Genomic DNA, 26,288 nt, shown 5'->3' with positions numbered 1-26,288 from the left:
AATGGTAACCTTTTTTATGTATAAGAGTTATTAAGCAATACCGATATACTTTAAAGTTTTTGATGGAGTACTATGATCAAAGAAATGTTGTAAAAATGCGATATCAACACCTGATTTGTATGCACAATATCCCCAAGTTTTTCGAAGTGTATGTGAGCTAATCCCTTCTAATCCAACTTCTTTTGCAGCTTTGTTTAAAATGTACCATGCATGTTGTCTCGTAATAGATTTTGTTCCTTTTTGAGACTTTAATAATGGTTCATTACGTTTCCAAGTTTTACGTTCTTTCATGTAGTCTTCGATCGCGTGCTGTAAGTCTTCATTTACAGCAAACCATTTATGTTTCTTTACTTTTTCATTGTAAAATAAAATGGAATGGCGAACATTTTCATTTTCATCGATTACATCACTAACTTTTAATTGTAAGATTTCACTTACTTTTAAGCCAGAATTTACAGCTAATACGAATAATAAGCCATCACGTTTCGAAGATTGTAAAAGTATATTTTTGATAGTTTCTAATTGTTTTTCATTTTGAATAGGTTGTCCTGCTTGTTTCATTTCACGCACTCTCCTCTTTTATGTGTGTAAAGGAAAGGATTAACTTGTTTCTTACTATAAAGGGAGAGTGTGAATTTCATGTGAACTCCTAGTGAAATTAAGACAAATTATTTGACTTCTTTTACTTTTTGTAAATTAAAGTAGAATACAACACTGTTATTCGTGTTATATACACCGTACTCGGCATGGTGGAGGTCTAAAATGTTTTTTACAATAGATAATCCGAGACCAGTACCACCAGTATGACGGCTACGAGATGCATCTAAACGGTAGAAACGATCCCAAATTTTTTCAAGACTGTCTTCTGGGATAGGGTTTCCTGTGTTTTCGATTTCGACTTTTACAGTATCTTCCATTTCTATAACAGAGACTTGTATTTTTTCTCCATCTGGCGTATATCGAATTGCATTGCTAAGTAAGTTCACAACCACTTGCTCAATACGACTACGATTCGCTTTCACAAATATAGAAGAGTCTACATCTATGTTCACTTGTAAATGCTTTTCTTCCATGCTAAATAATAACTTTGTATAGACTTGTTGAATTAATTCACCGATTGAGAATGTCGTCATATCTAGTTTGTACGTACCTGATTCTAATTTTGCTAATTCTAACATTTCAACAATGAGTCTGTTCATGTTTTCGGTTTCTTCTAAAATAACGTCTGTGTAATACGTCGTATCTTTACTAACGCCATCTTTAATTCCTTCAGCGAAACTTCTAATTACACTGAGTGGTGTTTTTAATTCGTGTGATACACCAGAAATGAATTCTTTTCGCGTTTTCTCTAATTGACGTTCACGTTCAATATCTTGTTGTAATTTTGTATTCGCAACATTTAATCGATCAATTCGGTCTTTTAAGTTTACAGATAGCGTATTAATACTGCCGGAAAGCCCACCAATTTCATCGTCTGCTGTCACAGGTAATTTCTCGCTAAAATCAAAATTGGCCATTTTTTTTGTAACACGATTCATTTTAATCAATGGTTTCACAATGATTTTTGAGTAGTAGAAGGATAACAAAATAATTACTAGAAATACGATGATTAAGGCATAGACATAATAATCCTTTAAAACGAGCATTGCTTCATTAACAGGTTGCAAGGATGCTACCGCAAAAGCGTATTCTTTAATCTTTCCATTTTCCATAATAGGTTTTACAAAGATACTATTCTTTATATTTTCTCCACTATCTAGCAGGAAATGGCTTAATTGCTGTGGGCTAGTAGTGCCATCTCTAATAATTTCTGCAAAATATTGAACGGCTTGTAATGTTTCAAGGTCATTTGCAAGACGAACATCCGCTTTGGATGGAAGCTGTAACTTAGACACAATACCAGTAAACTCAATTTGAGTTACAGTTTTGGATCGACTTGTAAGTCTATTTTTAGCAGGGTTGCCATTAATGGATTGAAAATCTGAGTTGATATATTCGTTTTGCCATCGATTATAGTTTGTCGTCAATTCTATTGGTGTTATGGTGGAATCTTGTACAAAACCGACGACGTTTATCACCCCATCTTTTTTCAGTCCTAAGTTTTCGAATTTATTATATTCTTCGGGCGTTAAAAGATTATTGAGTGGAATGGAATATGGTTTATTATTTTTAGGGTTAATTACATCAATGTAAAAATTATTGTCGCTTTTAATAATGCCGTTCGTATTTAAAAACTGCATTTCGGCATTTGTTTTATCATGAAATTCTTGTTTTAGTTTTCGAATTTCTTCATAACTTTTACCACTTTTTTCGTAATTATCTACGAACTTCTCAAAAGAAGTTTGAACGGTTTTTACCTTTTTATTAATATAAAATTTCTCTAAAAATAGAGATTGTCCTAGGAAAAAAAGGAGGAATATGATTGTAAATAATGTTGATGTTAATAAAAATAGTTTAAAGACTATACTTCTGTTTTTCACTGCGTCACCTCTTGTGAGAAATACTGTAAATGATTTCTTTATTATAACAAACGTTACAAAAAAGTAGAGGAGAAAATCTGTCTCTTCCGAAAGTAGTTTTATATAAAAAGTCACATAAAAAGAACTCGACAGACGTATGACGAGTTCTTTAATGTATTATTGTTGAATTGCTGCATCTAAAGCGATTTCAATCATTTCGTTAAATGTAGTTTGACGCTCTTCAGATGTTGTTTCTTCACCAGTGAAGATATGGTCACTTACTGTTAATACAGATAACGCATTTACACCATATTTCGCTGCTAATGTGTAAAGAGCAGTTGTTTCCATTTCTACTGCTAGTACACCGTAATCTCCAAGTTTTTTAACCATGTCCATGCTTTCGCGGTAAAATACATCTGCTGTTAAAACGTTACCAACACGAACGTGTAAGCCTTTTTCAGTTCCAGCATCGTAAGCTTTCTTTAACAGGTCAAAGTTTGCAGCTGGTGCAAAATCAAAACCTGGGAATGTTAAACGGTTCATATTAGAATCCGTACAAGCTGTCATTGCAATAATAACGTCACGTACTTTTACGTCTTTTTGAATCGCACCGCAAGTTCCAACGCGAATTAAATTTTTAACTCCGTAGCTTTGGATTAATTCGTTTACATAAATAGAAATAGAAGGAACACCCATACCTGTACCTTGAACAGATACGCGTTTTCCTTTATAAGTTCCAGTGAAACCTAACATACCACGCACGTTATTATAGCAAGTAACGTCCTCTAAAAATGTTTCAGCAATATATTTTGCACGTAATGGATCACCAGGTAATAGAATAGATTCAGCAATTTCGCCTTGTTTTGCTTCAATATGTACACTCATGAAAAGTCCTCCTTATAATGTATTGATAGAAATCAATATCATTTGCATTATACACTATCAATCCTTTCAATTAAAATCTTTTAATTATTTGTAATATGTGCAAAGCAGGAGGATTTCATAAATCATAATCTAGAATATATATGTAAGAAGTTTTGTATGAACAGAGACAATAAAAATGGTAGGTGATGTTTTGAAAAATCTTGTCATTGGACTTGTTGCTTTGCTTTTTATTGTAGTAGGAGGATTTTACATAAAGAAGTATCAGGAAACTACAGAGACTGTAGGTGATGTTCAGGAAGTAAAATGGGATGTGTCAAATGGAAAAGGAAATGAGAAAGTAGCTATTTCGTTTCAATTACTAAATAATAAAAATAACGAAGTTCGTGGTGTGAATGATCAAATTCGGGCAGTTATTGTAGACGGACAATTAAAACATGTACAACAAATGAAACCTACATTTGCAGGGAATGGATCATATAAGGTTTCTTCCAAAATAGTGAAAGATGAAGGATATACAATATTTTTATATGAAGACAAAAATAAGTCTGTAGAATCATTTGCAAAGAAAGATTTTGGGAGAGAAATAGAGGAGAAAAATAAGAAAAAAGTAAAATTTCCAATCGATAGTGTGCTTACAAAAAAAATAGGGGAGTATGAAGTTTCTCTATTATTTGGTGCCTTGCATCCGAATGAACCAGCGACGTTAACATTTCAATTCCAAGCGAAAAAGGGTGAAAAATTGAAATTACATTCAGAGAGAGGAGAAGTAGAGGCGCTCTATATCGTGGACGAAACAAGAGAGAACTTTTTATATGCAATACCTGTGGATACAGATGAGCAATTACAATATCGTATTACATTTCCTGTCGAAGGAACGTATAAAATATGGGGAGATTTCTATATAAATGGTAAGAAATATGAAAAAGAATTTATTGTACAAGTTCAAAAACGAAAAAACAGCTAAATGTTTAGCTGTTTTTTCGTTTTCCTATTAATTTTGTTACAGAGAGCATTGTAATTGGTAAAGAATGATTCTTTCTAAATGCTAAATATTTGCCGCTCCATGCTGGTTTATATTTTTCTTTAAAATGACGTAGCCCGCTGAAACTATACGTATAACGAACATTATTAAAGATGGCAGCAGCAACTCGTTCAGACCAGAAAGATTGTGTCGATAAACCTACATTTGAAAGTGGTGCCATACCAATATTAAAGGAATGGTATTCATTTTCTTTGGCCCACTGGAATAGGTGAATGAAAATTGCATCCATAATGCCACTAGGTGCATCTGGATAATATCGCATTAAATCAACAGACAATGATCCGTCTTGATATACCGGCATAAAGGTTGTAAATGCGATGATTTTTCCATCTGCATCAGATAATGTAGCGATAGGTGCTCGGCTAATATATTCACGATCAAAGTATCCAAGTGAAAAGCCTTTCTCTTTTTTACCACCGAGCCATGCCTCTGAAACTTTTTTTAACTCTTCATAAAGTTCATCTGAGAATGGTGGCTGGTGAATAGAGAATGTATAGCCTTCTCTTTCAAAACGGTTGAAAGTCGCTCGCATACCGGCGCGTTTTTTTCCTGTTATTGTAAATGTATTTAAATCAACGACAGCTTCTTCACCAAGCTTAAAGAAGTTATAACCAAAATCATGATATAAACTCATCCATTTACTTTCGATTTGGTAGAATACACAAATGTATCCAAATCGGTCAGCCTCAGCTAAAAACTCTTGTAACACAGTACGATAGGAGGAAGGATCCCCAATTGGATCACCTAGCACAACAAGACGTTTTCCCGTTATAGAGAAGAGAAGGAGCGCTTTCCCATCACTACTGAAGAAGAATTGTTTATCCCCTAAAAATCCTAAATGACTAAGTACATTTCCGTCATGTTCATCTAAGAAGTTTTGCAATCTTTTATCATTCGCTGGTTGCCCGGGAAATTCATTTCGATAACGGTTGGCAATGAGTGAGCCAATCAGTAAAAAAGTAGGAACGAAAAAGGCAGCTGCTAATGCACTTCGTTTCACTTGTGTAATATTACGAACGACAAAATCAGGTTTAAAGGCTTCTTTTGCACCTGCAAATAAAATACCTAAGTTTTTATATAAATATAAAGTTATAAGTAGGAATATAAAAACTTTTACCATATCAGAAAGTGAGACTTCCATTTTCTCGCGTACAAATCTTTTACGAAGCATATATAATACAGCGAGTACGATTAATAAAATAAACGTTTCTTCAATATCAATTCCTTTTAGCGTATTAAAGATTGCTGCTCCGATTAAAGAAATAATCGTCATATAGTAAGAACGTTTTGTTCCATAATATATGCCTCGTGAAAGGATTAGCAGGAGAATACCAAATGTTAGTGATAAGCTAAAAGAAAATTGAATAAGAGGTTTTGGAGCTAGAATATGTAAGGCGTGTGCTCTGTTTATACTTGTTGGTAGAATGGTCGATAAAATAACCATTAGTCCAGCAAATACTGTTAAGGCAGCAGATGCCCATGAACCTAATTTTCCTAGAAAATCACGCTGCAAAGTCCATATAACACCAGTTGTTTCTAATGCAGGCGCAATAAAAGGTTTATCTTCAAACTTTTTAATGGCCACGCCTGTCATTTCAAAAGCTGCAAAAATAAGACCAAGACAGAAAGGTAAAATGTAATAGACGAGGCGATATAATAACATAGCAGGTAATAATACGCCTGTATCAATGCCATACTGTCCGAGTCCAGTTAAAAAGACAAGATCAAATGAACCAAGGCCACCAGGCACAAGACTCACAACGCCAGCTAAAGCAGCAATTACATACACACCTAAAAACTTTTGAAATTCGATATCGATGCCAAATAATATTAATATGACGTACATAACAATACCAGCAGATACCCACTCGACTAATGAAACTAATGAGTATAAAACAGTTGGGTTTTTCTCTTCTGCTTCTTCTTGTCCTTCGGTTTGGTTTGTTTTTCTATTTTTAAGTTTAGAAAAACCGATATATATAGGGACGAAAAGAGCGAAAAAGATAAGAACAGGCCATAGCCACGGTTTTTCATGCAAAATAAAACTTGTGTCTAATATTCCAATAAGACCGAGGAATGAAAGAATGGCTAATCCGTTAATAAAAGCAGTTGTCATCCAGGCGATACTTTTAATAAGTTTGCCATTTTCTTTTATGTATGGACGATAAAGCATTGTGCGTACACCAGCTCCAACGAGACCACCAAATCCAATAAATCCATTTAAAGTATTAGCAATCCATGAGATACGGAAAATCTTTTGGACTGGTATATCAGCTTTTAAATAACGAAGCATAACATAGTCATAAAAGAACATTGTTGATACGGCAAATGCGCCAAGTGTAATTGCTAAAAAGACTCCTCCGGTTGGAATGTTTTTAATTGTATTGATTGCTTCTAAAAAAGAAATGCCTGCTAATTCTTTTTTTGCTTGAAAGAATACAATTGTTAATACAACAAATGGGAAGATAATTTTCCCGATTTGTAAGAAACGTTTCCATGAAAACGACATAAATACAACTCTCCTTGTATAAGAAAACTGAGACAATAATATTATTATGACAAACTTCAAGAAAAATAAAAAGGTAAATTCCTGTATAGGGAAGCTATTTTTTATAACGGTTATATTTAAAAGAGTATTTCGTTTGTCAGAAAATTAAGTTAAAATGAATTGAAAGAAGGAAGAGAGGGGAAGCAGATGATTATAATAGGTTATGCGGGATATGAGTTAGAGAAAGCAAAGCCTAATACATCAGAAGATTTCTTTAATAGATCTGAAGTGACATATATATTAAATAATAAAGAGAGAACTTTTTCTGTTTTATACGTTCGATATTTTGAAGAAGTTTTACAAGAAATTACTCCTTTTGAAGGAAATCCAGTATATAAAGTAGAAGAACAAGACATATATTTACGGGATATTGTAGCGATATGTTGTTTACTGAAAGAGAATGAGCATCGCCTGCGAAAACGTTTGTATGTAAATAATATAGAAGAATTCCAACAATATTTTGATGAGGGAACAGTGGTGAAAGTACAAGAAATATTGGCTGAATTACATAAAAATAAAAGAGTAGAAATAGCGTGAAATGGCAAAGGAGAGGGAAAAATGTCTAATCTTATGGTTGAAAATCAAACGGAACAAGTTTCTATGTTTTTAGAAGATGTTATTACACTGATAACCAATTATGTAAATTATCATACGTTACCTTCTTTATTAGAAGAAACACCGGCAGGGCACGAGCAATATTATAAAGGGTTATTAGCATCAATGAGACGTCTTCTCGTTTTTTGTGAAGAAGGGCATGATGCATGTTTTGTTTTGTTAAATAGCCAGCCATTTCGAAAAACAGCAGCTGAAAAAATTTTATATAAAATTTATCATCAAGTAATTGCAGAGTTTTTCTCACCAAAGAGTGATCATTGGTATGAAAATAGTAGGTCTGCCTATACAGGGAAAAACTCCATCGTTTTTCAACAAACGCCACCAGCGTCTGTAGAGCAAGTGATGAAGAGTTTAGAAGGTAAATTTCAATTGATGCGTGAAGAACTAGAATATTATGAGACGGATTACCAAACAAAGATGTTACACAAATATTAATTGCGAAAAAGAAGCTAAGGGAACTTAGCTTCTTTTCCTTTTGTAAAGTTATATAAGGGATTTCCTTTGAATATATTTATGGGGATAGCATTAAGGAGGTGTAACATGAGTCAGCAAGGTGTATTTACAGATTACTTTCATGAAGTAGAAAGCTGGTGTGAAAGTGTTCTTCACGTATTAGATAGCCGTGCAATGGAAGTGTATGATGTCCATATGCTTGCTTATAAAATTCAAACGTTATTAGATCGTATGAAAGAGCATGAGTATGATACAGATGCAGAGTTTATGTATGAGATAAGTGATGATGTAGAACATATTCAGCATCATTTGCAGGAAGTATTCGTGCAAGGAGAAGAGGAATATGAACTATATGAAAGAGGGGATAGTGAACGAGCTGTTCCAATTGGAGGGCACACACTTCCACCATTACCTTATCCGTATAATGCATTAGAACCTTATATTTCTAGAGAAATTATGATGTTACACCATGATAAACATCATCGCAGTTACGTGGAAGGATTAAATAAGGCAGAGAAGATGATGGAAGAAGCGAGAAAAACGAATCAATTTGATTTAATTAAGCATTGGGAAAGAGAAGCGGCTTTTCATGGATCAGGTCATTACTTACACACGATATTTTGGAATAACATGAAAAAAGATGGCGGCGGAAGTCCAAGAGGGGCTCTTTCGCAACAGATCGAACAAGATTTTGGGAGTTTTTTACGTTTTCAAAAACATTTCACAGAAGCAGCCTCTAAAGTAGAAGGATCAGGATGGGCGATTCTCGTCTGGGTGCCACGATCTGGAAGATTAGAAATTTTGCAGAGTACACTTCATCAATTATTTACACAATGGGATACCATACCGCTCCTCGTACTAGACGTGTGGGAACATGCGTATTATTTACAATACCAAAATCGAAAAGATGAATATATTAAAAACTGGTGGAATGTTGTAAATTGGCCTGATGTCGAAAAAAGATTTGAAAGTGCGAAACAAATTGAATGGACACCGTATTAGACGCAGGTTTTCTGCGTCTTTTTTATTGGGAGGGACAAGAGATTTCGTTCATATTTTAAAAGGCCAAGCATACACTTGTACAAAAAGTGCCAAAAGGACGTGGGGGGAAATATGAGACGAATTTGTGTAATAATCATGCTTCTTATTATGTACGCAAGCGTTATGCCAATTCCTACATATGCAAAGATGAACAGTAATGTCAGTGCTCGAAATGCTGTATTAATGGAACAACAGTCAGGTCGTGTATTATACGGGAAAGCAGAACATGAGTCACAAAAAATTGCTAGTATAACAAAAATTATGACAGCGTTGTTAGCTGCTGAATCAGGAAAAATGAAAGAAATGGTATCGGTTAGTAATGAAGCGGTGAGAGTAGAAGGCTCAGCAATTTATTTAAAACCTGGACAGAAAGTGAAGTTAGAGGATTTAGTATACGGACTCATGCTTAGATCTGGTAATGATGCAGCACAAGTAATTGCTGAAAATGTAGGAGGGAGTATAGAAGGGTTCGTATATTTAATGAATGAAAAGGCGAAACAAATTGGAATGAAAGATACTCACTTTTCAAACCCACATGGTTTGGATGGAGATGGGTCCCATTATTCGTCGGCCTATGATATGGCACTTTTAACGAAGTATGCAATGGGGAACGAAACATTTAAGAAGATTTTTGGGACAAAAACGTATAAATCAGATTCGTGGGATTATCCGTGGAAAAACAAACATAAACTCGTGACGTCGTATTATGAATTTGCAACAGGAGGAAAAACAGGTTTTACGAAGAAAGCAGGGCGGACGCTTGTTACAACAGCATCAAAAGATGGACTAGATCTAATTGTCGTAACTTTGAGTGCTTCTAGCGATTGGGATGATCATATGAATTTATTTGATAAAGGTTTTGAACGTTTCAAGCAAACGAACGTTGTAGGACAAGGAGCCCTTGCTGAAATAACTGAAAAGAAATATGCCAATCATGTTTATACGAAAAATAGTTTTGCGGTGCCATTAACTGAGCAAGAAAGAAAGGATGTCGTATTAAAAGTTGAACTCGATAAAAGTGCAAAACTTAAGGATGGCGTAAAGGTTGGGAAGACAGAAATTTATGTTGGCAATGAGAAAGTTGGAGAACGGAATTTATTTTATAGTAAACGAAAGTTAGTAGCTACAACGGGAATGTACTGGAATAATGTGAAAGAAATTTTTTCTCATATGATAGGTGTTGGGAGCAATGGTTAATCTCGTATGGGTAGCGATGGCAGTCATAGGGATCGTATATGCCATGATAAATGGAACGATGGAAGCAATAAATAAAGCTGTATTTGACGGAGCAAAAGACGCAGTAACAATTTGTATAGGACTCATTAGTGTTTTAGTATTTTGGCTTGGTTTAATGAAAATTGCAGAGGAAGCAGGGTTGTTAAAAAAGTTAGTGTCACTTTTTATGCCGATCGTAAAAAGATTGTTTCCAGAAATACCGAAAGATCATCCGTCAATGGGATTTATTTTATCGAATATGATGGCAAACTTTTTTGGATTAGGGAATGCAGCGACCCCTCTTGGTATTAAAGCGATGGAACAATTGAAAGAATTAAATGGAGGGAAGGATTCGGCGAGCCGTTCTATGGTAACGTTTCTCGCGTTAAATACATCAGCGATTACTTTAATTCCTACTACTGTCATTTCGATTCGAATGACGTATGAATCAGCGAATCCTACTGAAATTGTTGGGGTAACATTCATTGCACAAGTACTCTCTATGATCGGAGCGATTTGGATTGACCGCTATTTTTACCGAAGAAGGAGTAGGAAGGGGCGGAAAAAATGAGTATTGTAAATACAATTTCATTATGGGTAATCCCTTGTGTAATTGGTTTTATCCTTTTATATGGCACGATAAAGAAAGTGCCAACCTATGAATCGTTCGTTGAGGGAGGAAAAGAAGGAATTCAAATTGCAATCTCCATTTTACCGTTTATGGTTGGGATGCTTGTATCTATTTCTATATTTCGAGCTTCAGGTGCATTAGATGCAATGATATCAGTAATGAAGCCGATGTTAGATTTAATTCATGTCCCAGCAGAAATTGTTCCACTAGCACTTATACGCCCTATTTCAGGCTCTGCAGGTTTAAGTATTACGACCGACTTAATTGCCACATATGGGCCAGACTCGTTTATTGGAAGATTGGCTTCTACGATGCAAGGGAGTACAGATACGACTTTTTATATTTTAACAGTATACTTCGGAGCTGTTGGAATTAGAAAAATGGGAGATGCATTAAAAGTAGGACTTTTCGCCGATTTAATAGGAATTATTTGTTCGATTGTGTTTGTTTCTTTAATGTTTAAGTAAGGCGGCTATTCATTTTTTATGATATTTCGCTTATAATACGTATACGACCACTATTAAGGTGTTGCTTAATAGTGGTTTTTTTATGCGGTATTTTTGACAAAATGATGAACTTTTATTGTGAGCAATATGAAGAATATGGACAATAATAAAAGGTAAAAACATGATTTGCCCTTTATATGTTTATTATCATCGCTATGTTGTTTAAGTAAGATGAAGCGAATAGCCGTCAAGCGTATGCGGTTGCCAAGTCTTTCTAATGTAAGGTAAGATAAATTCGAGGTGAAAAAAAGAAATGGAACGATTACAAAAAGTGATTGCGCAAGCAGGTATTGCATCGAGAAGAAAGGCTGAGGAATTAATTCAGCAAGGAAAAGTAAAAGTGAATGGAAAAATAGTGAAGGAGTTAGGAACGAAAGTAACTCCTCAAGATAAAGTAGAAGTAAATAACATCCCTCTTGAAAAAGAAGAACCTGTTTATTTTTTACTATATAAACCAACTGGCGTAATTTCAAGTGTATCAGATGATAAAGGAAGAAGTGTTGTAACAGACTTTTTCCCTGAAATTAGACAACGTTTATTCCCAATCGGACGCTTAGATTATGATACGTCTGGCGTATTATTGATGACAAATGATGGGGAATTTGCAAATGTATTAATGCATCCGAGATATAAAGTTGAAAAAACGTATGTTGCAAAAATTAAAGGGCCATTAACAGGTGAGAAAATTCGCATGTTAGAACGAGGTGTTGCATTAGAAGATGGGAAAACAGCGCCAGCACAAGTGAAAATTATTTCTTGGGACAAGCGTAAAGAGACTGCGATTGTACAATTAACGATTCATGAAGGACGTAATCGTCAAGTACGCCGCATGTTTGAAGCGTTAGATTGTAAAGTAGTGAAACTAAAGCGTGAACGCTATGCCTTTTTAGAAGTGGGTAGCTTGCGCCCTGGTGATGCGAGAGAATTGTCACCACATGAGGTGAAACAATTACGTGCATTGGCTTCTACAAAGCCGCGCTAATCGATAGTGTGAAACTTTCACCAGTGGAATGTTCCGCTGGTGATTTATTAAAACATACATATATTTATCACTCGTCGAAGAGAGGGGAGACAATATGAAAAAAAATCGCTTATTATTTCGCATTATTATTCTACTCATTTTATGCGGTGCTGTAGGATTTACACTTTATCAAGGATATTTCACTAAAGAAGAGAAAATGCAAATCGGAAAAGAAGCACCTAATTTTGTTGTAACAGATTTAGAAGGAAAGAAAATTGAATTAAAAGATTTAAAGGGAAAAGGTGTATTTTTAAACTTTTGGGGCACTTGGTGTAAACCGTGTGAAAAAGAAATGCCTTATATGAATGAATTATATCCAAAGTATAAAGAAAAAGGCGTTGAAATTATTGCGTTAGATGCAGATGAAACAGATATTGCTGTTAAGAATTTTGTGAAACAATACGATCTTAAGTTCCCAGTCGCAATTGATAAAGGTGGAGAAATTATAAAAACGTATGGAGTAATACCATTACCAACAAGCTTCTTGATTGATAAGGATGGTAAGGTGATTCAAGAGATTAAAGGTGAACAAACGATAGAACAATTAGAGGAGTATTTAAAGAAAATTACTCCGTAATAAAGAAAGCCTTTACATACGAGGTGCATTCATATAGTGCCTCTGGTTTAAAAATTCTGAGTATTGCGGTAACTTGAGGTTAGAATATACAATAGTACATATAGATACAGGGGCGGTGAGAGTGTTGAAAGAAATTAAGTGTGAATGTGGACATGTTAATCCAATAGGAACTGTTTTTTGTGAAGCATGTGGGAAACCATTTGAAAGCAATGAAAATATAAAACTATTGGATATGCGCTATGAGGGAAGTGCTCGGAGATCTCTCACGCAAACAAAAACGATAGTCGATAAAATTTGGAGCTTTTTCTCTTCTGTAAAAGTGGGTGTATGGCTCATTGTAATTACTTTAGCTGCATCGGCGATTGGAACTATTTTTCCGCAAGAAATGTACATAACTCCAGGGATTGCACCAGCTGAATATTATAAGCAAGAATATGGATTTTTAGGGCAATTATACTATCAATTAGGATTTAATAATTTATACGGTTCGTGGTGGTATATGATTTTAATTGCTTCAATTGGTATTTCACTTGTGATATGCAGTTTAGATCGTGTCATTCCGCTTTATAAAGCCTTAAAGAAGCAAGGGGTGAAAAGACACCCTAGTTTTTTAAAGAGACAAAGATTATACGGCACTGGTACAACGCAAGATGGTGATTTGGAAAAAATCCAAATGAATTTAAAGAAAACGAACTATAACGTGAAAGTGGAAGACGGTAACATTTTAGCTGAAAAGGGACGGTTTTCACGCTGGGGTCCATATGTGAATCATATCGGTCTCATTATCTTTTTATTCGGTGCAATGCTCCGTTTTTTACCGAGTATGTACGTAGATGAAGCGCTTTGGTTACGTGATGGTGAAACGAAAGAAATACCCGGAACGGATGGACAATACTATTTAAAAAACGAGAAGTTTATAAAGGAAGTTTATGATAAAAGTAAGGACAAGGAAGTTTATGATGAAGCGATTGATCGTGTAGGCGATAAGATGATTGCGAAAAACTTCCAAACGAATGCTGTATTGTATAAAGCGGTCGGCGAAAATATAGCAGGACAAAAACCGAAATTAGAAAAAGTAAAAGAAGCGGAAATTCGAGTAAATGAGCCAATGAAATTTGATCGATTTGCTGTTTATCAAGTGGATTATAAAGAAAATGAATTTAAAAGTATGTCCTTTAACTTGCAAAACAAAGAAAATAATCAAAAGTGGGGACCGATTAAAGTTGATTTAACGAATCCTACAGAAAAATATGATTTAGGAAACGGTTATTCTTTAGAATTATTAAGCTATTTCCCTGATTTTTATTTTGATGAGAGTGGAAGACCAAATACAAAAACGAAATTACCAAACAACCCTGCATTTGTGTTTAAAATGTTTACGCCTGAAACACCAGATGGTGAAGTGAGTTTTGTTGGTATTCAGCAAAATATAGAACCTGATGGAAATAATAAATATAAAATGTCGTTTGCAGGTGTGGAAATGCAAAATGCAACAGCACTTACTGTAAGGAAAGATTTAACGCTTTGGATTCTCGGTATTGGAGGATTTATATTTATGGTTGGTGTCATTCAAGGGATGTATTGGAATCATCGCCGTATTTGGATACAACGCGTTAATGATGAATGGTGGATTGCAGGACATACGAATAAAAATTGGTTCGGTTTAAAGAAAGATATTGAAAGAGTACTAGAAGGTACAGCAATTCCGCAGCCAAGCGATAAAGTAGTAGATAAAAAAATTAGTTAAGGTGGGGAAACGATATGGTGCAAATAAGTAGTAACTTTCTCTTTACCGCATTTATTTTATATTTAATTGCAACTCTATTTTTCGGAGGAGCAATTAAAGAAAAAGGTCATAAATGGGCAAATATAGGAATAACGATTACAATTTTAGGGTTTATTGCACAAACAGTATATTTTGTTACGAGATGGATTGCATCAGGACATGCACCGGTTAGTAACTTTTTTGAATTCGGTACGTTTTTCGGCATGATGCTTGTCGGAGCATTTATTGTCATGTATTTTATGTACCGTGTAAGTATAATCGGACTATTTGCATTACCAGTTGCGCTTTTATTAATTGCCTATGCGAGTATGTTTCCGCGGGAAATATCTCCGCTTATTCCATCTTTAAAAAGTAATTGGTTACATATTCACGTAACGACTGCGGCTGCAGGACAAGCAATCTTAGCGATTAGTTTTATTACAGGCGTTATGTATTTATTGAAAAATGTAGATCAATCAAAAAGAACGAAACGTACATTTTGGTTAGAAGCGGTCGTGTTCACACTTGTTTGTACAGTTGGATTTATTGGAGTAACAACGGTATTTTCTAGTATGAAATATGAAGCGAAATTTCAATGGATTGATAAAAATGAACAACAAGTGGAGATGAAGTACAACCTTCCTGCTTTAGTTGGACCGCATGAAGGGAAGTTATTGACAGAAAATAAATTAGAGCCGACAGTTGAAGTTCCAGCGATTGTAAATGCGAAAAAATTAAATACTGTAATTTGGTCTGTGTTAGTAGGAACGTTACTTTATATTGTATTAAGACTTGTTTTACGGAAACGAGTATCAGCGGCGCTTCAGCCGTTAGTAAAGCATACGAATAGTGATTTACTAGATGAAATCGGATATCGATCTATTGCAATTGGATTCCCAGTTTTCACATTAGGTGCATTAATTTTTGCGATGATTTGGGCACAAATAGCGTGGACACGTTTTTGGGGCTGGGATCCAAAAGAAGTTTGGGCGCTTATTACTTGGCTCTTTTATGCGGCGGTATTACATTTACGTTTATCAAAAGGGTGGCATGGAGAGAAGTCAGCGTGGTTAGCGGTAATTGGTTTTGCGATCATTATGTTTAACTTTATTGTAGTAAACTTAATTATCGCGGGTTTACATTCATACGCATAGAGAAATAAAATAGGAGAGTGAATGTCACTTTCCTATTTTATTTTTGTCAACTTTTCTTCTTTTTTGAGAAAAACATGACAAAGTAGCGGTTGATTTTGTAAAATGATGTCGAGGACATTATATACTGTTCAAAAAAAATACATAGTTTTGGAAAAAAATTGAACAAACTTTATTATTCTTGTGAAGCATAATATGGAAAGCGAAACATTTAGAAGATTGCTTAAATAAACGAGAATAGCGCAACATAATAGTGTAGAAGGGTAGGTGTAAACCGTTGTCGTAAAAGTACGCAACGGGTAAAAATGGAAAATGAATCAAGAATTTTAATTGTAGACGATGAGGATCGTATTCGTCGTTTGTTGAAAATGTATTTAGAAAGAGAACAATACACAATTGAAGAAGCGGATAATGGTGATACAGCTTTAGAAATGGCGTTACAAAATGATTACGATTTGATCCTATTAGATCTTATGATGCCTGGTAAAGATGGTATTGAAGTGTGTAAAGGGGTTCGTGAGAAGAAAGCGACGCCAATTATTATGTTGACAGCGAAAGGTGAAGAAGTAAACCGAGTACAAGGGTTTGAGGTAGGAACTGATGATTATATTGTGAAACCATTTAGCCCACGTGAAGTAGTGCTTCGTGTGAAAGCGGTATTACGCCGTTCTGTACCAACAACATTCTTTACACAAGATACAACGACAAAAGATGTTACTGTGTTCCCTCATTTAACAATTGATAATGATGCACACCGTGTTACAGCAGATGGTAATGAAGTAAACTTAACACCGAAAGAGTACGAATTACTATTATTCTTAGCGAAAGCGCCTGATAAGGTATTTGATCGTGAGCAATTGTTAAAAGAAGTATGGCAATATGAATTCTTCGGAGATTTACGTACAGTTGATACGCATGTAAAGCGTTTACGTGAGAAGTTAAGCAAAAAATCACCAGATGCTGCGAAAATGATTGTTACCGTTTGGGGCGTAGGTTACAAGTTTGAGGTTGTGAACGACTGATGCTTTGGAGAAGTGTAGTAGGGAAATTATGGATGACCATATTACTTCTCGTTTCGTTTGTGCTTGGATTTGTTGCGATTTTACTTTCACAGTTTTTTAGAACATATTATGTTGATATGAGTGAAGCTAGGCTTCAAAAAGTTGCAACAAGTGTTTCAGAGTTAATTGAAGAAGGTGCCGATGTAAAAACAATTGAGAATATCGCGTACAAATTCTCTGATCCACTTTCAAGGATCATTATTGTAGAAGATGGTAAAGAAATATCTTCTTCGCCGAAACAAGAAGGGTTAGTCACTCTTACAATGGATGATTTGAAAGAAGATAAAGAATTAGCGGCTGTTTTTACAGACAAGAAAGAAATTAAGAATAACATTAGAAAAGCCTCTAATAGTAGAAAGAATAAAAATACTGAAAATGATATTATGATTGTCGGAAAACCAGTGCATTCAAAAAATAAAAGTGCAGTGTTCGTATACGAATCTTTACAAGTACCGATACAAGGTATGGAGAGAACGACTGATTTTATATTCTTATCAGCAGGGATTGCGATTATATTAACAACGTTCTTTGCATTCTTCTTATCTACTCGAATTACAGCACCACTCCGTAAAATGCGTGAAGTTGCTTTTGAGGTCGCGCGTGGGAAGTTTGATGCGAAAGCTCCTATGGTATCTCAGGACGAGATTGGTGAGCTTGCAACAGCCTTAAATCAAATGGGGAAACAGTTGAAGTTTAATATGAATGCCCTGCAGCAAGAAAAAGAACAGTTAGCTAGTATTTTAAGTAGTATGGCAGATGGGGTTATTACGTTAAATCAAGAAGGTGAAGTCGTTGTAATCAATCCGCCGGCTGAACATTTCTTACAAGTTTGGCAAGAGGAAAAGGAAGTAGAGCTCAGTAAAAAACTACCTTCTGAACTTGTTGAACTATTCCATCTCGTTGTAGAAAGTGAACAACAACAAGTGGTTGAAATTAATTTACAAAAAGGTAACTATGTAGTTCTTATGACGCCGCTTTACAACCAAACGAAAATTCGTGGTGCTGTAGCTGTATTACGTGATATGACGGAAGAACGTCGTCTTGAGAAGATGCGTCAAGACTTTATTGCGAACGTATCACATGAACTTCGTACACCGATGGTAATGCTTCAAGGATATAGTGAAGCGATTTTAGATGATATTGTGCAAACGAAAGAAGAAATAAATGAGTTTGTTCAAATCATTTATGATGAATCCGTTCGTTTAGGTAAACTTGTAAATGAATTATTAGATTTAGCGCGTATGGAAAGTGGTAATGTAGAGTTACATATAGGTGAAGTTGATATTCATCCTTTCGTTGAAAAAATAGGTCGTAAATTCCAAGGAATTGCAAAGGATAAAGAAGTCGTATTAACCGTTGATTTCCAAAATCCAATTGAGCAATACCCGTTTGATGCAGATCGTATGGAACAAGTATTGACGAATTTAATTGATAACGCAATTCGTCATACGAATGCAGGCGGACATGTAACGCTTGTAATTGATACGAAAAATAATGGTCTTACTTTTGAAGTACAAGATTCGGGCGCTGGCATTCCAGAAGAAGATATTCCATTTTTATTTGATCGTTTCTATAAAGCTGATAAAGCAAGAACACGTGGAAAAAAAGGTGGAACAGGGCTCGGGCTTGCGATTGCAAAAAATATTGTGCAAGGCCATGATGGTAAAATTGCTGTTTCAAGTGTTGTTGGAGAGGGAACTACATTCTCTGTATATTTACCGAATCGTATAATTTAGATATGTGTTTTTAAAGTTGATAATGAATAAAGTTCTACTGTTTTTTATTTTTTTGTAAAATCAATTAAATAAATAATAGTAGAACTTTTTTCTATCTTAGTCGAATGAAGAATAATAAGAGGGGTGTCGTGAAGCGATGAAATTATACACGAAAACAGGAGATAAAGGTACAACAAGTGTAATAGGCGGCAGAGTGGATAAAGATAATATTAGAGTTGAAGCATATGGCACGATAGATGAGTCGAATTCTCATATTGGATATGCAATGACTAAGCTACAAGGCGGGTCTTTTGGAGATATTTACAATGAACTTGAAAATATTCAACATGAATTATTTGATTGCGGGGGAGACTTGGCGATAGTAGAGGGGAAAGCTCCTTATAAAGTAACGCTTGAAATGGTTGAAAGCTTAGAAAGAAGGATTGATTCGTATATAGAAGAAGCACCGCCGTTAGAGCGTTTTATTTTACCAGGTGGAAGCGAAGCGGCAGCTGCTATTCATATTGCACGTACAGTTGTAAGGCGAGCAGAACGATGTGTAGTGTCCTTGCAAAAAGAAGGGGAAATAAATGAAGTTGTTCTAAAGTATGTAAATAGATTATCTGATTATTTGTTTGCGGTAGCTAGAGTAATAAACGCTCGATTACAAGTAAAAGATGTGGAGTATAATCGCAGTGCAATCGTTTTTCGTGATAAAAAAGAGAAGGAAGTGGAGTGATTCACTTTCTTTTTTTGTATACTTTTTTCTGTAATATACCAAAATAGAGAAGGTATGGTGTTAATTAGAAAACGGAGGATGTATATGAAAGTGTTAAAATGTGGTGTCATGTTATTGACGGTATTGTTATTATCTCAATTACATGTGTACGCAGAGGGAAATCGATGGGCATGGCCTGTTGAAGGGCAGATAAGTGATTATTTTGGGACAAGGCATGGAAAACACTACGGTATAGATATAGCGGCACCGATTGGCGCGCCTGTGGCAGCTATTCAAGAAGGTAAGGTAACAAAGTCTTATTATTCAAGTAGTTATGGAAACGTTGTATTTATTAAACATGGAGAATATGAGGCCGTGTATGCACATTTAAATAAGAGATATGTAGTTCAAGGGGATTATATTTCAAAAGGAGGAATAATTGGAGAAGTAGGAAATACAGGAGAATCGAGAGGTGCACACTTACATTTAGAAGTTCATCAAGGAAGATGGACGATGGCGAAAAAGAATGCGATGAATCCATTGCTTGTTCTAAATGAACAGAGAAATGAAGTTGTTTCCTCATCCTTATATGTCGTCCAAAAAGGGGACACTTTAGTTAGTATTGCACGGAAATTTAGTATGTCAGTTAAGGAAGTTAAAGAAAAAAATGGACTGCAGCAAGATCGGATTTATCCAAATCAACAATTATACGTAAAGTAAAAAAAGAGCTAGTTAAACTAGCTCTTTTTTTACCAAAAAATAAAGACACATATAAATCCAGAAATAGCTAAGTAGCTATATAAGTAAAATACTTTCGTTCTTGTTTTTTCGTTCGTTCGAAATAGTACAATAGTCGGTTCAATTAAACCGATTGTCAAACAAAGTAAACCAAGAAGCATACAACCGATTGAAATGGAGTACAGGGCAATTTGTGGTGCTTGAAATGGAATCATCCATTTTAATAAAAATGCAATAAGTGCAGTGTAGCAAATGCTGCCGATGTATTTATTCAACGGTGCATTAGAACGGAACCCTGGAAGTTTTTTTAAGAAAGAGCGGGAAACAACTTCAGTTTGTAAAGATGTGTGCTTTTCAATTACTTTTTGAGCTTCTTTTCCTTTTTGGAAAAGGGATAATATCCAGTTTCGCTCACCTTGAAAAATAAATTGAGAAGTTGTCAAATAATGATCCACCTTCACTTTATTCCAACTCTTCCACGGGTGACGCTCACACAGTTTTAATTTACTCTCTGTTTTTTTATCATACTGATAAATACTGATGCCATCTTCGTCGAAAGCAGCATAGTATGTCTCACTTGAGAATGTACCTAAATCAATTGGACAGTAGAAAAGTAATTCTTTTTTTAAGTAAAAGTATTCTTTTCTTAAGTTTTTTTTCATTACTTCTCGAATAGAGTGTCTCTTTTCTTTTTTCATGACATTTCCTCCATAATCCAGAAAATGTTCTTATCTTAACAATTCAACATCTTATCACTTTTAACTATATATGACTAGTGGATTCATAGGAGAAATGCCTAATACTAAAAAATATGGGGTGTATTGTAAAATATAGTGATTGGTTTCGGTTATATAAAATTAATAACTTATTTTTAATAAGTTACACTTTTTTTGTTCACAACACGATCATGTTGTTGTATAATGAAGTGGAAAATAGAATATCGGTCTATCTTCGGGGCAGGGTGAAAATCCCGACCGGCGGTGATGAACTATATGTGATTTTGTTCTAAGCCCGCGAGCCGTTAAGGCAGGATTTGGTGTGATTCCAAAGCCGACAGTATAGTCTGGATGGGAGAAGATGGAGGTTCAAGCGTTCAAAAAAGATATGGATTTGAACGTCTGTTTGATGTGCCTTAAATTCTCCCTTTGTGTAAAACACAAAGGGTTTTTTCGTTCTATGAAAAAATAGGCATAGCAGAACCTTTCCACTTTCCATGAGATGATCGATGGAAAAGGAGAGAGAAAGATGAAACAAAAAAACAGTGTAGTGCAGATGGTGAGTGTAGCGATGCTAAGTAGTATTGCATATTTACTGATGATGTTGGATTTCCCGTTTCCAGGGCTTCCGCCATTTTTAAAAATTGATTTTAGTGATGTACCAGCTCTAATTGCTGCGATTATTTTTGGGCCAGTTGCAGGGATAATTGTAGAGGCGATAAAGAATATTTTACATTACGGGATTCAAGGGAGTTTAACGGGAGTACCAGTTGGCGAAATTGCTAACTTTATTGCAGGATGTTTATTTATTGGACCGGCAGCTTTCTTATTTAGAAAGTATCGTACTGTTAAGAGTTTAACGACAGGATTAATGCTAGGGACAATTACAATGGCGCTCATCATGAGTGTATTAAATTACATCATTATATTCCCAGCTTACACTTGGTTTTTAAATTCACCAGCTATGTCTAGTGAGGCTATAAGAACAACGGTTGTAACGGCAATCTTACCATTTAATTTGATTAAAGGAATTGTTGTGACAATTGTATTTGTAGCGTTATTCTCACGCCTGAAAGTATGGGTGTTTGCAAAAATGAAAAATGCATAAAATATAAAAAAACCATTAGTAGTATGGAACTACTAATGGTTTTTTATTAAGTAGAATGAAAATAGAAAACAAAAAATATCCCTCATATTAATGAGGGATATTTTTTGAAGTTAATAAAAGACTATTCGAATTTTAAAGAGTCGCCGTCGAATGATTCGTCAGCAACTTTAATTGAGTCAGTTGGACAACCTTCGAATGCATCCATCATATCTTCAATTAATACATCTGGAATTTCAACGATACCTTGGTTATCGTCTAACGTTACAAATGCAATACCTTCATCATCATAATCATAAATGTCTGGTGCAGCAGCGCCGCAAGCACCACATGCGATACAAGTATCTTTATCAACGATTGTATATTTTGCCATCTTTTTTCCCTCCTGATAATATGTATGTGAAAAGCTCGCCATAAAAATTATAACCTTATTGTAAAACGGTTTTTAAAACTTTTCAACATAAAATTATAATGATAATCCTTATCAATTAGAGTGTCAACTAATTTTTGCATTATGTCACAAGATTTTCAAAATACGTAAATGTTATTTCGTTTGGTACAATATACTATATACAAGTACATAGTGCCGATATGATAAGTTTAATAATGCGATCATACTAAAAAGTAACTAAGTTAGATTGAAAGGTGGAAGCGGTAATGCAACTACAATATACTGTATTGTATTGTTTAAAACAATTGAATGGTGAAAGGACCGTTTCTTCTATTTATTATTTATTAAAAGGAAAACGATCTTCACAAACGTTACAAGATGGAAATATGTTCCGAATTTCTTTTTTGTTTGGAATATATAAATCGTTAAATAGAACAGACTATGATCGTGAAGTTGCAAAGTTGTTGCAAGCAGATTTGATTCAAGAAATACATGAAAATACATATTTGTTAACATCTAAAGGTAAAATGCAGTTGCAAACATGGGAGGAAGTGTATGCTTTTCCCGCGCATTTACATGGTTTGCACTATGGCGAATTAGGTGAAACATTTTGGAAAAGAGTATCATTAATCATTCAAACTATATCTAATTTACAACAGAATAATACGAAGTTTATTCCCATTCAACAAGATACAGAAATAACGGTGTGGGTGAAACGCTTTTTAACAGGTATACCGTATAGGAGAAGTGAATTGGCTAAAAGATTATGGAAAGAAATACATAATCTTTTAGGAAAAGGTGATGTGGTAGAAGCGACAATTGTAACATATCGATTAACAGGATATGAACGTATCGGTTGTACATTGCAGCAATTAGCGGAAATTACGAAACAAGATATATTTCGGGTGTATTTTTTATTTTGGGGTACAATTCACTTCTTTATACAAGAAGTTCGCGATAAAGAAAATGAATTTCCACTGTTAGCGGAAATTATATCTTACCCAAATGAGAGAGCTGAATTATTTAGTTTATCAACGAAAAAAACATATAATTTTTGGAGACAAGGACGTTCTTTAGAAGAAATAGCGACAATTAGAAATTTAAAGGTTGCAACGATAGAAGATCATTTTGTTGAAATTGCTTTACGAGAAAAAGAGTTTTCAATCGAGATGTTTATGGAAAAAGATAAAATAGATAAAGTAACAAAAGTAATTGAGGCATTACAAACACGTAAGTTGCGTGAGTTGAAACAAGCGGTTGGAGAGGGGATTTCTTATTTTGAGGTCCGTCTTGTATTGGCGCGGATGGAGGTTATAAATGAAGCTTGAGGAATATTTATATAGATGGTTTGGATATTCTGAATTTCGTCCAGGGCAAAAAGGGGTAATTACAGATTTATTAGAAGGAAAAGATGTTATAGCAATGCTCCCGACTGGAAGAGGAAAGTCTATGTGCTATCAACTTCCAGGGCTAATGCAAGAAGGAACAGTACTTGTTGTATCACCATTATTATCTTTGATGGAAGATCAAGTTACACAATTAAAATATGTTGTGAAAAACCGAGTGATTGCATTTAATAGTTTTCGGACATTGCATGAAAAAAGAGAAGCGATGAAAAAATTAGCTTCATATAAATTTATTTTTGTTTCACCAGAGATGTTGCAGTCGGAAGTGTTAATAAGAGAATTGAAGAAAGTTCATATTTCATTATTTGTTGTGGATGAGGCTCATTGTATTTCACAATGGGGTTATGATTTTAGGCCAGACTATAAAAAACTAAATGTAGTCATTGGGAATATTGGGTCTCCTACGGTGCTAGCATTAACAGCAACAGCGACGAAAGATGTACTCCGAGATATAGCAGAGAGTTTAGATTTGAAGAATGTGACGCAACATGTGTACTCTATTGATCGTCCAAATATTGCAATGGAAGTACAATTTGTGGATACGATAGAAGAGAAGAAAGAAGCGCTTTTGGACCAGGTGATGTATTTACAAGGGCCAGGAATTGTATATTGTTCAAGCAGAGCGTGGACAGAACGTTTAACGGAATATTTAAGAGGAAAAGGCGTGACTGGTGTCGCTTTTTATCATGGTGGTATGGAACATGAAGAGCGTATGTTAATTCAACAACAGTTTATGAATGACCAGTTGCAGCTTGTAATATGTACAAGTGCTTTTGGTATGGGAGTAAATAAGTCGAATACGAGATATATTATTCATTTCCATTATCCGACTAATATAGCTTCCTATTTACAAGAAATCGGAAGAGCTGGAAGAGATGGTGAACCGAGTATAGCTATCTTACTATGTAGTCCGTTAGATCACGATTTGCCAATTTCAATAATTGAAGATGAATTGCCAAGTCAGTCGCAAATACAATTTTTATTTTCTTTACTACAAGAAAGAATGTTTCAAACGAAAGAATTGCCAATAGAAGAGGTAGAAGAAATTTGTTATAATGCAGCAAGATTTAATGAACAATATTGGCGTTTCACCCGCTATCATCTTGAGCAGCTTGGAATCATACAACAGCGAAAATTAAAATTAGAGAGCTTGTCAGATGAAATTATGAACCGATTAATAGCTGAAGTAGGGATAAGGCTGCGTAATAAATATAGTGAGCTAGAAAACATGAAATCATGGATACAAGTGAAAGGATGTAGACGTGAATATTTGCTGCAACAGTTCGGTTATAGAAAAGAGACCGAGTTAAAAAATTGCTGTGACTATTGTAGTATTACAAAAACAGACTATAAAAAAAGACAAGCGCAACAATCGGATTTCGACTATAATTGGGAAACAGAGTTACAAAAGCTTTTCGGTCTAGAAAAGATGGGGGAATGATGAACATTCAAAGGCATAATATTGAAGATATGAGTCCGAAAGAAATAAGGCTGAATCTGTATATTACACAGTTCATTATTATCGGTATCGGTTGTTTGCTAGCATATATATTATTCCCAGATATAAAATCGGTGTATAGTCTGTGGAAATGGGAACCGGTGTCTATACTTATAATAGGTGGCTTATTAGCAATTGGTATTGTGTTATTAGATTATGTTGCAATGCGAGTGTTTCCAGAGTCTTGGTTTGATGATGGTGGTATTAACGATAGGATGTTTCAAGGAATGTCAGTTATGCATCTACTCGTTATTACGTTCATTATCGGTTTTGCAGAAGAATTTTTATTTAGAGGTGTAGTGCAGACACACTTTGGAATTATAATAGCGAGTTTAGTATTTGCAGTGTTACATATTCGGTATATAAAAAAGCCATTTTTGTTTTGTTTCGTCTGTTTCATTAGTTTTGTCTTTGGTTATGTATTTCAATGGACAGGAAATTTGTTTATAACAATCTTTGCACACTTTCTTGTTGATTTTATAATGGGACTCCAATTAAGAAAATAAATGGAAGGTGGTGGTGAACAACATGAGAAAACGAATTCCTGATTTTGAAGAGGAATTAGAAGTTGAGCGAGTGGAAGAAAAAGAAAGTTTACCGCCGCGTAGTGAAATTCATAGAAATAAAGAGAAAAAACAAAAGTTTAAAATGAATCATATTTTCGTACGAGTTTTAACATTTCTATTCATATTACTACCAATTAGTATCTTATGGTATACAGATAAATATATTCAGGTGAAAAGTGATGGTAATAACGCTGGGAAAAGTGCGTTTGAGGTCATTTTCTTTGATTCAGCTAAATCTGAATCAGGGGCACCATCTGAGAAAGTTGTAACGCATACGGTGAAAGAGGGAGAAACTTTAGAAAGTATAGCGAAGCAATATTTTTCAGATGATACTGGGATCGAAGTGATTAAAAAGTATAATGATTTACAAGAAGACGAAGTGAGTGTAGGTCAAGAAATAAAAATTCCGATAAAAGATAAGTCCGCAAAGCAGGAGAGTTAGTAACATACTTGCTATAAAAACTG

At 34.8% G+C, this 26,288-nt stretch carries 26 protein-coding genes and 1 riboswitch; of the genes, 20 read left to right on the top strand and 6 right to left on the bottom strand.

The window, feature by feature from the left end; all coding sequences use genetic code 11:
• Nucleotides 1-30: 30 nt before the first annotated feature.
• The 3 genes from K5S59_RS26740 to deoD form a co-directional block, all read right to left on the bottom strand.
• Entirely contained in the window at nucleotides 31-561 is a 531-nt protein-coding gene (locus K5S59_RS26740; protein WP_000806236.1) for a tyrosine-type recombinase/integrase, read from the bottom strand.
• Between the two features lie 107 nt (nucleotides 562-668).
• A complete protein-coding gene (locus K5S59_RS26735; protein WP_000797537.1) occupies nucleotides 669-2,480 on the bottom strand; it encodes a sensor histidine kinase in 1,812 nt (603 codons plus the stop codon).
• 156 nt (nucleotides 2,481-2,636) lie between these two features.
• Nucleotides 2,637-3,344: a purine-nucleoside phosphorylase gene (gene deoD / locus K5S59_RS26730; protein WP_000110707.1), complete on the bottom strand. Its 708-nt coding sequence runs from the start codon at nucleotides 3,342-3,344 to the stop codon at nucleotides 2,637-2,639.
• A gap of 175 nt (nucleotides 3,345-3,519) precedes the next feature.
• On the opposite strand from deoD, the gene K5S59_RS26725 reads away from it, so the two are divergent.
• A complete protein-coding gene (locus K5S59_RS26725; protein WP_000232615.1) occupies nucleotides 3,520-4,308 on the top strand; it encodes a thioredoxin domain-containing protein in 789 nt (262 codons plus the stop codon).
• Between the two features lie 4 nt (nucleotides 4,309-4,312).
• Here K5S59_RS26725 and mprF read toward each other — a convergent pair whose 3' ends face one another.
• Entirely contained in the window at nucleotides 4,313-6,895 is a 2,583-nt protein-coding gene (gene mprF, locus K5S59_RS26720) for a bifunctional lysylphosphatidylglycerol flippase/synthetase MprF (protein ID WP_097845515.1), read from the bottom strand.
• A gap of 186 nt (nucleotides 6,896-7,081) precedes the next feature.
• On the opposite strand from mprF, the gene K5S59_RS26715 reads away from it, so the two are divergent.
• The 14 genes from K5S59_RS26715 (at nucleotide 7,082) to K5S59_RS26650 (ending at nucleotide 20,123) form a co-directional block, all read left to right on the top strand.
• A complete protein-coding gene (locus tag K5S59_RS26715; RefSeq protein WP_000583793.1) occupies nucleotides 7,082-7,471 on the top strand; it encodes a hypothetical protein in 390 nt (129 codons plus the stop codon).
• A gap of 21 nt (nucleotides 7,472-7,492) precedes the next feature.
• On the top strand, nucleotides 7,493-7,984 hold the full coding sequence (locus K5S59_RS26710) for a YpuI family protein (RefSeq protein ID WP_000067571.1): 492 nt from the start codon (nucleotides 7,493-7,495) through the stop codon (nucleotides 7,982-7,984).
• A gap of 105 nt (nucleotides 7,985-8,089) precedes the next feature.
• Entirely contained in the window at nucleotides 8,090-9,004 is a 915-nt protein-coding gene (locus tag K5S59_RS26705; RefSeq protein ID WP_000082672.1) for a superoxide dismutase, read from the top strand.
• A 111-nt stretch (nucleotides 9,005-9,115) separates the two neighbouring features.
• Entirely contained in the window at nucleotides 9,116-10,240 is a 1,125-nt protein-coding gene (gene dacB / locus K5S59_RS26700) for a D-alanyl-D-alanine carboxypeptidase DacB (protein WP_001252609.1), read from the top strand.
• Nucleotides 10,233-10,829: a spore maturation protein SpmA gene (gene spmA / locus K5S59_RS26695; protein ID WP_000247806.1), complete on the top strand. Its 597-nt coding sequence runs from the start codon at nucleotides 10,233-10,235 to the stop codon at nucleotides 10,827-10,829. Before dacB ends, spmA begins: the two co-directional genes overlap by 8 nt.
• Nucleotides 10,826-11,356, top strand: coding sequence for a spore maturation protein SpmB (gene spmB / locus K5S59_RS26690; RefSeq protein WP_000029511.1), 531 nt, complete (start codon nucleotides 10,826-10,828; stop codon nucleotides 11,354-11,356). The genes spmA and spmB overlap by 4 nt, the downstream gene beginning before the upstream one ends.
• Before the next feature lie 292 nt (nucleotides 11,357-11,648).
• A complete protein-coding gene (rluB, locus tag K5S59_RS26685; RefSeq protein WP_000440552.1) occupies nucleotides 11,649-12,377 on the top strand; it encodes a 23S rRNA pseudouridine(2605) synthase RluB in 729 nt (242 codons plus the stop codon).
• 94 nt (nucleotides 12,378-12,471) lie between these two features.
• Complete coding sequence (gene resA / locus K5S59_RS26680; protein WP_097845513.1) at nucleotides 12,472-12,993, top strand: thiol-disulfide oxidoreductase ResA; 522 nt, start codon at nucleotides 12,472-12,474, stop codon at nucleotides 12,991-12,993.
• Between the two features lie 121 nt (nucleotides 12,994-13,114).
• On the top strand, nucleotides 13,115-14,740 hold the full coding sequence (gene resB, locus K5S59_RS26675; RefSeq protein WP_098258219.1) for a cytochrome c biogenesis protein ResB: 1,626 nt from the start codon (nucleotides 13,115-13,117) through the stop codon (nucleotides 14,738-14,740).
• 14 nt (nucleotides 14,741-14,754) lie between these two features.
• Nucleotides 14,755-15,912 carry a cytochrome c biogenesis protein ResC gene (gene resC, locus K5S59_RS26670; protein WP_000250070.1) on the top strand — a complete coding sequence of 386 codons (1,158 nt, stop codon included), beginning with the start codon at nucleotides 14,755-14,757 and terminating at the stop codon, nucleotides 15,910-15,912.
• Between the two features lie 302 nt (nucleotides 15,913-16,214).
• A complete protein-coding gene (gene resD / locus K5S59_RS26665) occupies nucleotides 16,215-16,931 on the top strand; it encodes a DNA-binding response regulator ResD (protein WP_000426862.1) in 717 nt (238 codons plus the stop codon).
• Nucleotides 16,931-18,706 (top strand): sensor histidine kinase ResE, encoded by a 1,776-nt coding sequence (gene resE / locus K5S59_RS26660; RefSeq protein ID WP_098258217.1) that lies wholly within the window; start codon nucleotides 16,931-16,933, stop codon nucleotides 18,704-18,706. Before resD ends, resE begins: the two co-directional genes overlap by 1 nt.
• A 136-nt stretch (nucleotides 18,707-18,842) precedes the next feature.
• On the top strand, nucleotides 18,843-19,424 hold the full coding sequence (locus tag K5S59_RS26655; RefSeq protein WP_000781293.1) for a cob(I)yrinic acid a,c-diamide adenosyltransferase: 582 nt from the start codon (nucleotides 18,843-18,845) through the stop codon (nucleotides 19,422-19,424).
• A gap of 84 nt (nucleotides 19,425-19,508) precedes the next feature.
• Complete coding sequence (locus K5S59_RS26650; RefSeq protein WP_000866130.1) at nucleotides 19,509-20,123, top strand: peptidoglycan DD-metalloendopeptidase family protein; 615 nt, start codon at nucleotides 19,509-19,511, stop codon at nucleotides 20,121-20,123.
• Nucleotides 20,124-20,152: 29 nt separating this feature from the next.
• Here the strand turns inward: K5S59_RS26650 and K5S59_RS26645 are convergent, their stop codons facing one another.
• Nucleotides 20,153-20,839 (bottom strand): hypothetical protein, encoded by a 687-nt coding sequence (locus K5S59_RS26645; protein WP_098258215.1) that lies wholly within the window; start codon nucleotides 20,837-20,839, stop codon nucleotides 20,153-20,155.
• A 245-nt stretch (nucleotides 20,840-21,084) separates the two neighbouring features.
• A riboswitch (FMN riboswitch) is annotated at nucleotides 21,085-21,224 on the top strand.
• Between the two features lie 162 nt (nucleotides 21,225-21,386).
• Between K5S59_RS26645 and K5S59_RS26640 the strand changes: the two genes are divergently transcribed.
• Nucleotides 21,387-21,965, top strand: coding sequence for an ECF transporter S component (locus tag K5S59_RS26640; protein WP_000810851.1), 579 nt, complete (start codon nucleotides 21,387-21,389; stop codon nucleotides 21,963-21,965).
• A 121-nt stretch (nucleotides 21,966-22,086) separates the two neighbouring features.
• On the opposite strand, the gene K5S59_RS26635 is transcribed toward K5S59_RS26640, so the two are convergent.
• The gene (locus tag K5S59_RS26635; protein WP_001151994.1) at nucleotides 22,087-22,335 is read right to left on the bottom strand and encodes a ferredoxin; all 249 of its coding nucleotides are present in this window, start codon (nucleotides 22,333-22,335) and stop codon (nucleotides 22,087-22,089) included.
• 284 nt (nucleotides 22,336-22,619) lie between these two features.
• Between K5S59_RS26635 and K5S59_RS26630 the strand changes: the two genes are divergently transcribed.
• Genes K5S59_RS26630 through K5S59_RS26615 form a run of 4 tightly spaced genes read left to right on the top strand, consistent with a single transcriptional unit; the run spans nucleotide 22,620 to nucleotide 26,265 of the window.
• The gene (locus tag K5S59_RS26630) at nucleotides 22,620-23,681 is read left to right on the top strand and encodes a YpbB family protein (RefSeq protein ID WP_001177003.1); all 1,062 of its coding nucleotides are present in this window, start codon (nucleotides 22,620-22,622) and stop codon (nucleotides 23,679-23,681) included.
• Nucleotides 23,671-25,200 (top strand): RecQ family ATP-dependent DNA helicase, encoded by a 1,530-nt coding sequence (locus K5S59_RS26625; RefSeq protein WP_000762987.1) that lies wholly within the window; start codon nucleotides 23,671-23,673, stop codon nucleotides 25,198-25,200. Before K5S59_RS26630 ends, K5S59_RS26625 begins: the two co-directional genes overlap by 11 nt.
• Nucleotides 25,200-25,763, top strand: coding sequence for a CPBP family intramembrane glutamic endopeptidase (locus K5S59_RS26620; RefSeq protein ID WP_001025761.1), 564 nt, complete (start codon nucleotides 25,200-25,202; stop codon nucleotides 25,761-25,763). The genes K5S59_RS26625 and K5S59_RS26620 overlap by 1 nt, the downstream gene beginning before the upstream one ends.
• A gap of 22 nt (nucleotides 25,764-25,785) precedes the next feature.
• Entirely contained in the window at nucleotides 25,786-26,265 is a 480-nt protein-coding gene (locus tag K5S59_RS26615) for a LysM peptidoglycan-binding domain-containing protein (RefSeq protein ID WP_001231558.1), read from the top strand.
• Nucleotides 26,266-26,288 lie beyond the last annotated feature (23 nt).

The organism is Bacillus sp. BML-BC051 (genome assembly GCF_019656175.1).
In the GTDB taxonomy this organism is placed as follows: domain Bacteria; phylum Bacillota; class Bacilli; order Bacillales; family Bacillaceae_G; genus Bacillus_A; species Bacillus_A mobilis.
Note: the sequence above shows the minus strand (reverse complement) of the source record. Positions and strands in the feature narration are given on the sequence as shown.

Coding starts and splice junctions, on each gene's coding strand:
- K5S59_RS26740 (WP_000806236.1), bottom strand. CDS start 561: ATGAAACAAGCAGGACAACCTATTCAAAATGAAAAACAATTAGAAACT.
- deoD (WP_000110707.1), bottom strand. CDS start 3,344: ATGAGTGTACATATTGAAGCAAAACAAGGCGAAATTGCTGAATCTATT.
- K5S59_RS26725 (WP_000232615.1), top strand. CDS start 3,520: ATGGTAGGTGATGTTTTGAAAAATCTTGTCATTGGACTTGTTGCTTTG.
- mprF (WP_097845515.1), bottom strand. CDS start 6,895: ATGTCGTTTTCATGGAAACGTTTCTTACAAATCGGGAAAATTATCTTC.
- K5S59_RS26715 (WP_000583793.1), top strand. CDS start 7,082: ATGATTATAATAGGTTATGCGGGATATGAGTTAGAGAAAGCAAAGCCT.
- K5S59_RS26710 (WP_000067571.1), top strand. CDS start 7,493: ATGTCTAATCTTATGGTTGAAAATCAAACGGAACAAGTTTCTATGTTT.
- K5S59_RS26705 (WP_000082672.1), top strand. CDS start 8,090: ATGAGTCAGCAAGGTGTATTTACAGATTACTTTCATGAAGTAGAAAGC.
- dacB (WP_001252609.1), top strand. CDS start 9,116: ATGAGACGAATTTGTGTAATAATCATGCTTCTTATTATGTACGCAAGC.
- spmA (WP_000247806.1), top strand. CDS start 10,233: ATGGTTAATCTCGTATGGGTAGCGATGGCAGTCATAGGGATCGTATAT.
- spmB (WP_000029511.1), top strand. CDS start 10,826: ATGAGTATTGTAAATACAATTTCATTATGGGTAATCCCTTGTGTAATT.
- rluB (WP_000440552.1), top strand. CDS start 11,649: ATGGAACGATTACAAAAAGTGATTGCGCAAGCAGGTATTGCATCGAGA.
- resA (WP_097845513.1), top strand. CDS start 12,472: ATGAAAAAAAATCGCTTATTATTTCGCATTATTATTCTACTCATTTTA.
- resC (WP_000250070.1), top strand. CDS start 14,755: ATGGTGCAAATAAGTAGTAACTTTCTCTTTACCGCATTTATTTTATAT.
- resD (WP_000426862.1), top strand. CDS start 16,215: ATGGAAAATGAATCAAGAATTTTAATTGTAGACGATGAGGATCGTATT.
- resE (WP_098258217.1), top strand. CDS start 16,931: ATGCTTTGGAGAAGTGTAGTAGGGAAATTATGGATGACCATATTACTT.
- K5S59_RS26655 (WP_000781293.1), top strand. CDS start 18,843: ATGAAATTATACACGAAAACAGGAGATAAAGGTACAACAAGTGTAATA.
- K5S59_RS26650 (WP_000866130.1), top strand. CDS start 19,509: ATGAAAGTGTTAAAATGTGGTGTCATGTTATTGACGGTATTGTTATTA.
- K5S59_RS26645 (WP_098258215.1), bottom strand. CDS start 20,839: ATGAAAAAAGAAAAGAGACACTCTATTCGAGAAGTAATGAAAAAAAAC.
- K5S59_RS26640 (WP_000810851.1), top strand. CDS start 21,387: ATGAAACAAAAAAACAGTGTAGTGCAGATGGTGAGTGTAGCGATGCTA.
- K5S59_RS26635 (WP_001151994.1), bottom strand. CDS start 22,335: ATGGCAAAATATACAATCGTTGATAAAGATACTTGTATCGCATGTGGT.
- K5S59_RS26630 (WP_001177003.1), top strand. CDS start 22,620: ATGCAACTACAATATACTGTATTGTATTGTTTAAAACAATTGAATGGT.
- K5S59_RS26625 (WP_000762987.1), top strand. CDS start 23,671: ATGAAGCTTGAGGAATATTTATATAGATGGTTTGGATATTCTGAATTT.
- K5S59_RS26620 (WP_001025761.1), top strand. CDS start 25,200: ATGAACATTCAAAGGCATAATATTGAAGATATGAGTCCGAAAGAAATA.
- K5S59_RS26615 (WP_001231558.1), top strand. CDS start 25,786: ATGAGAAAACGAATTCCTGATTTTGAAGAGGAATTAGAAGTTGAGCGA.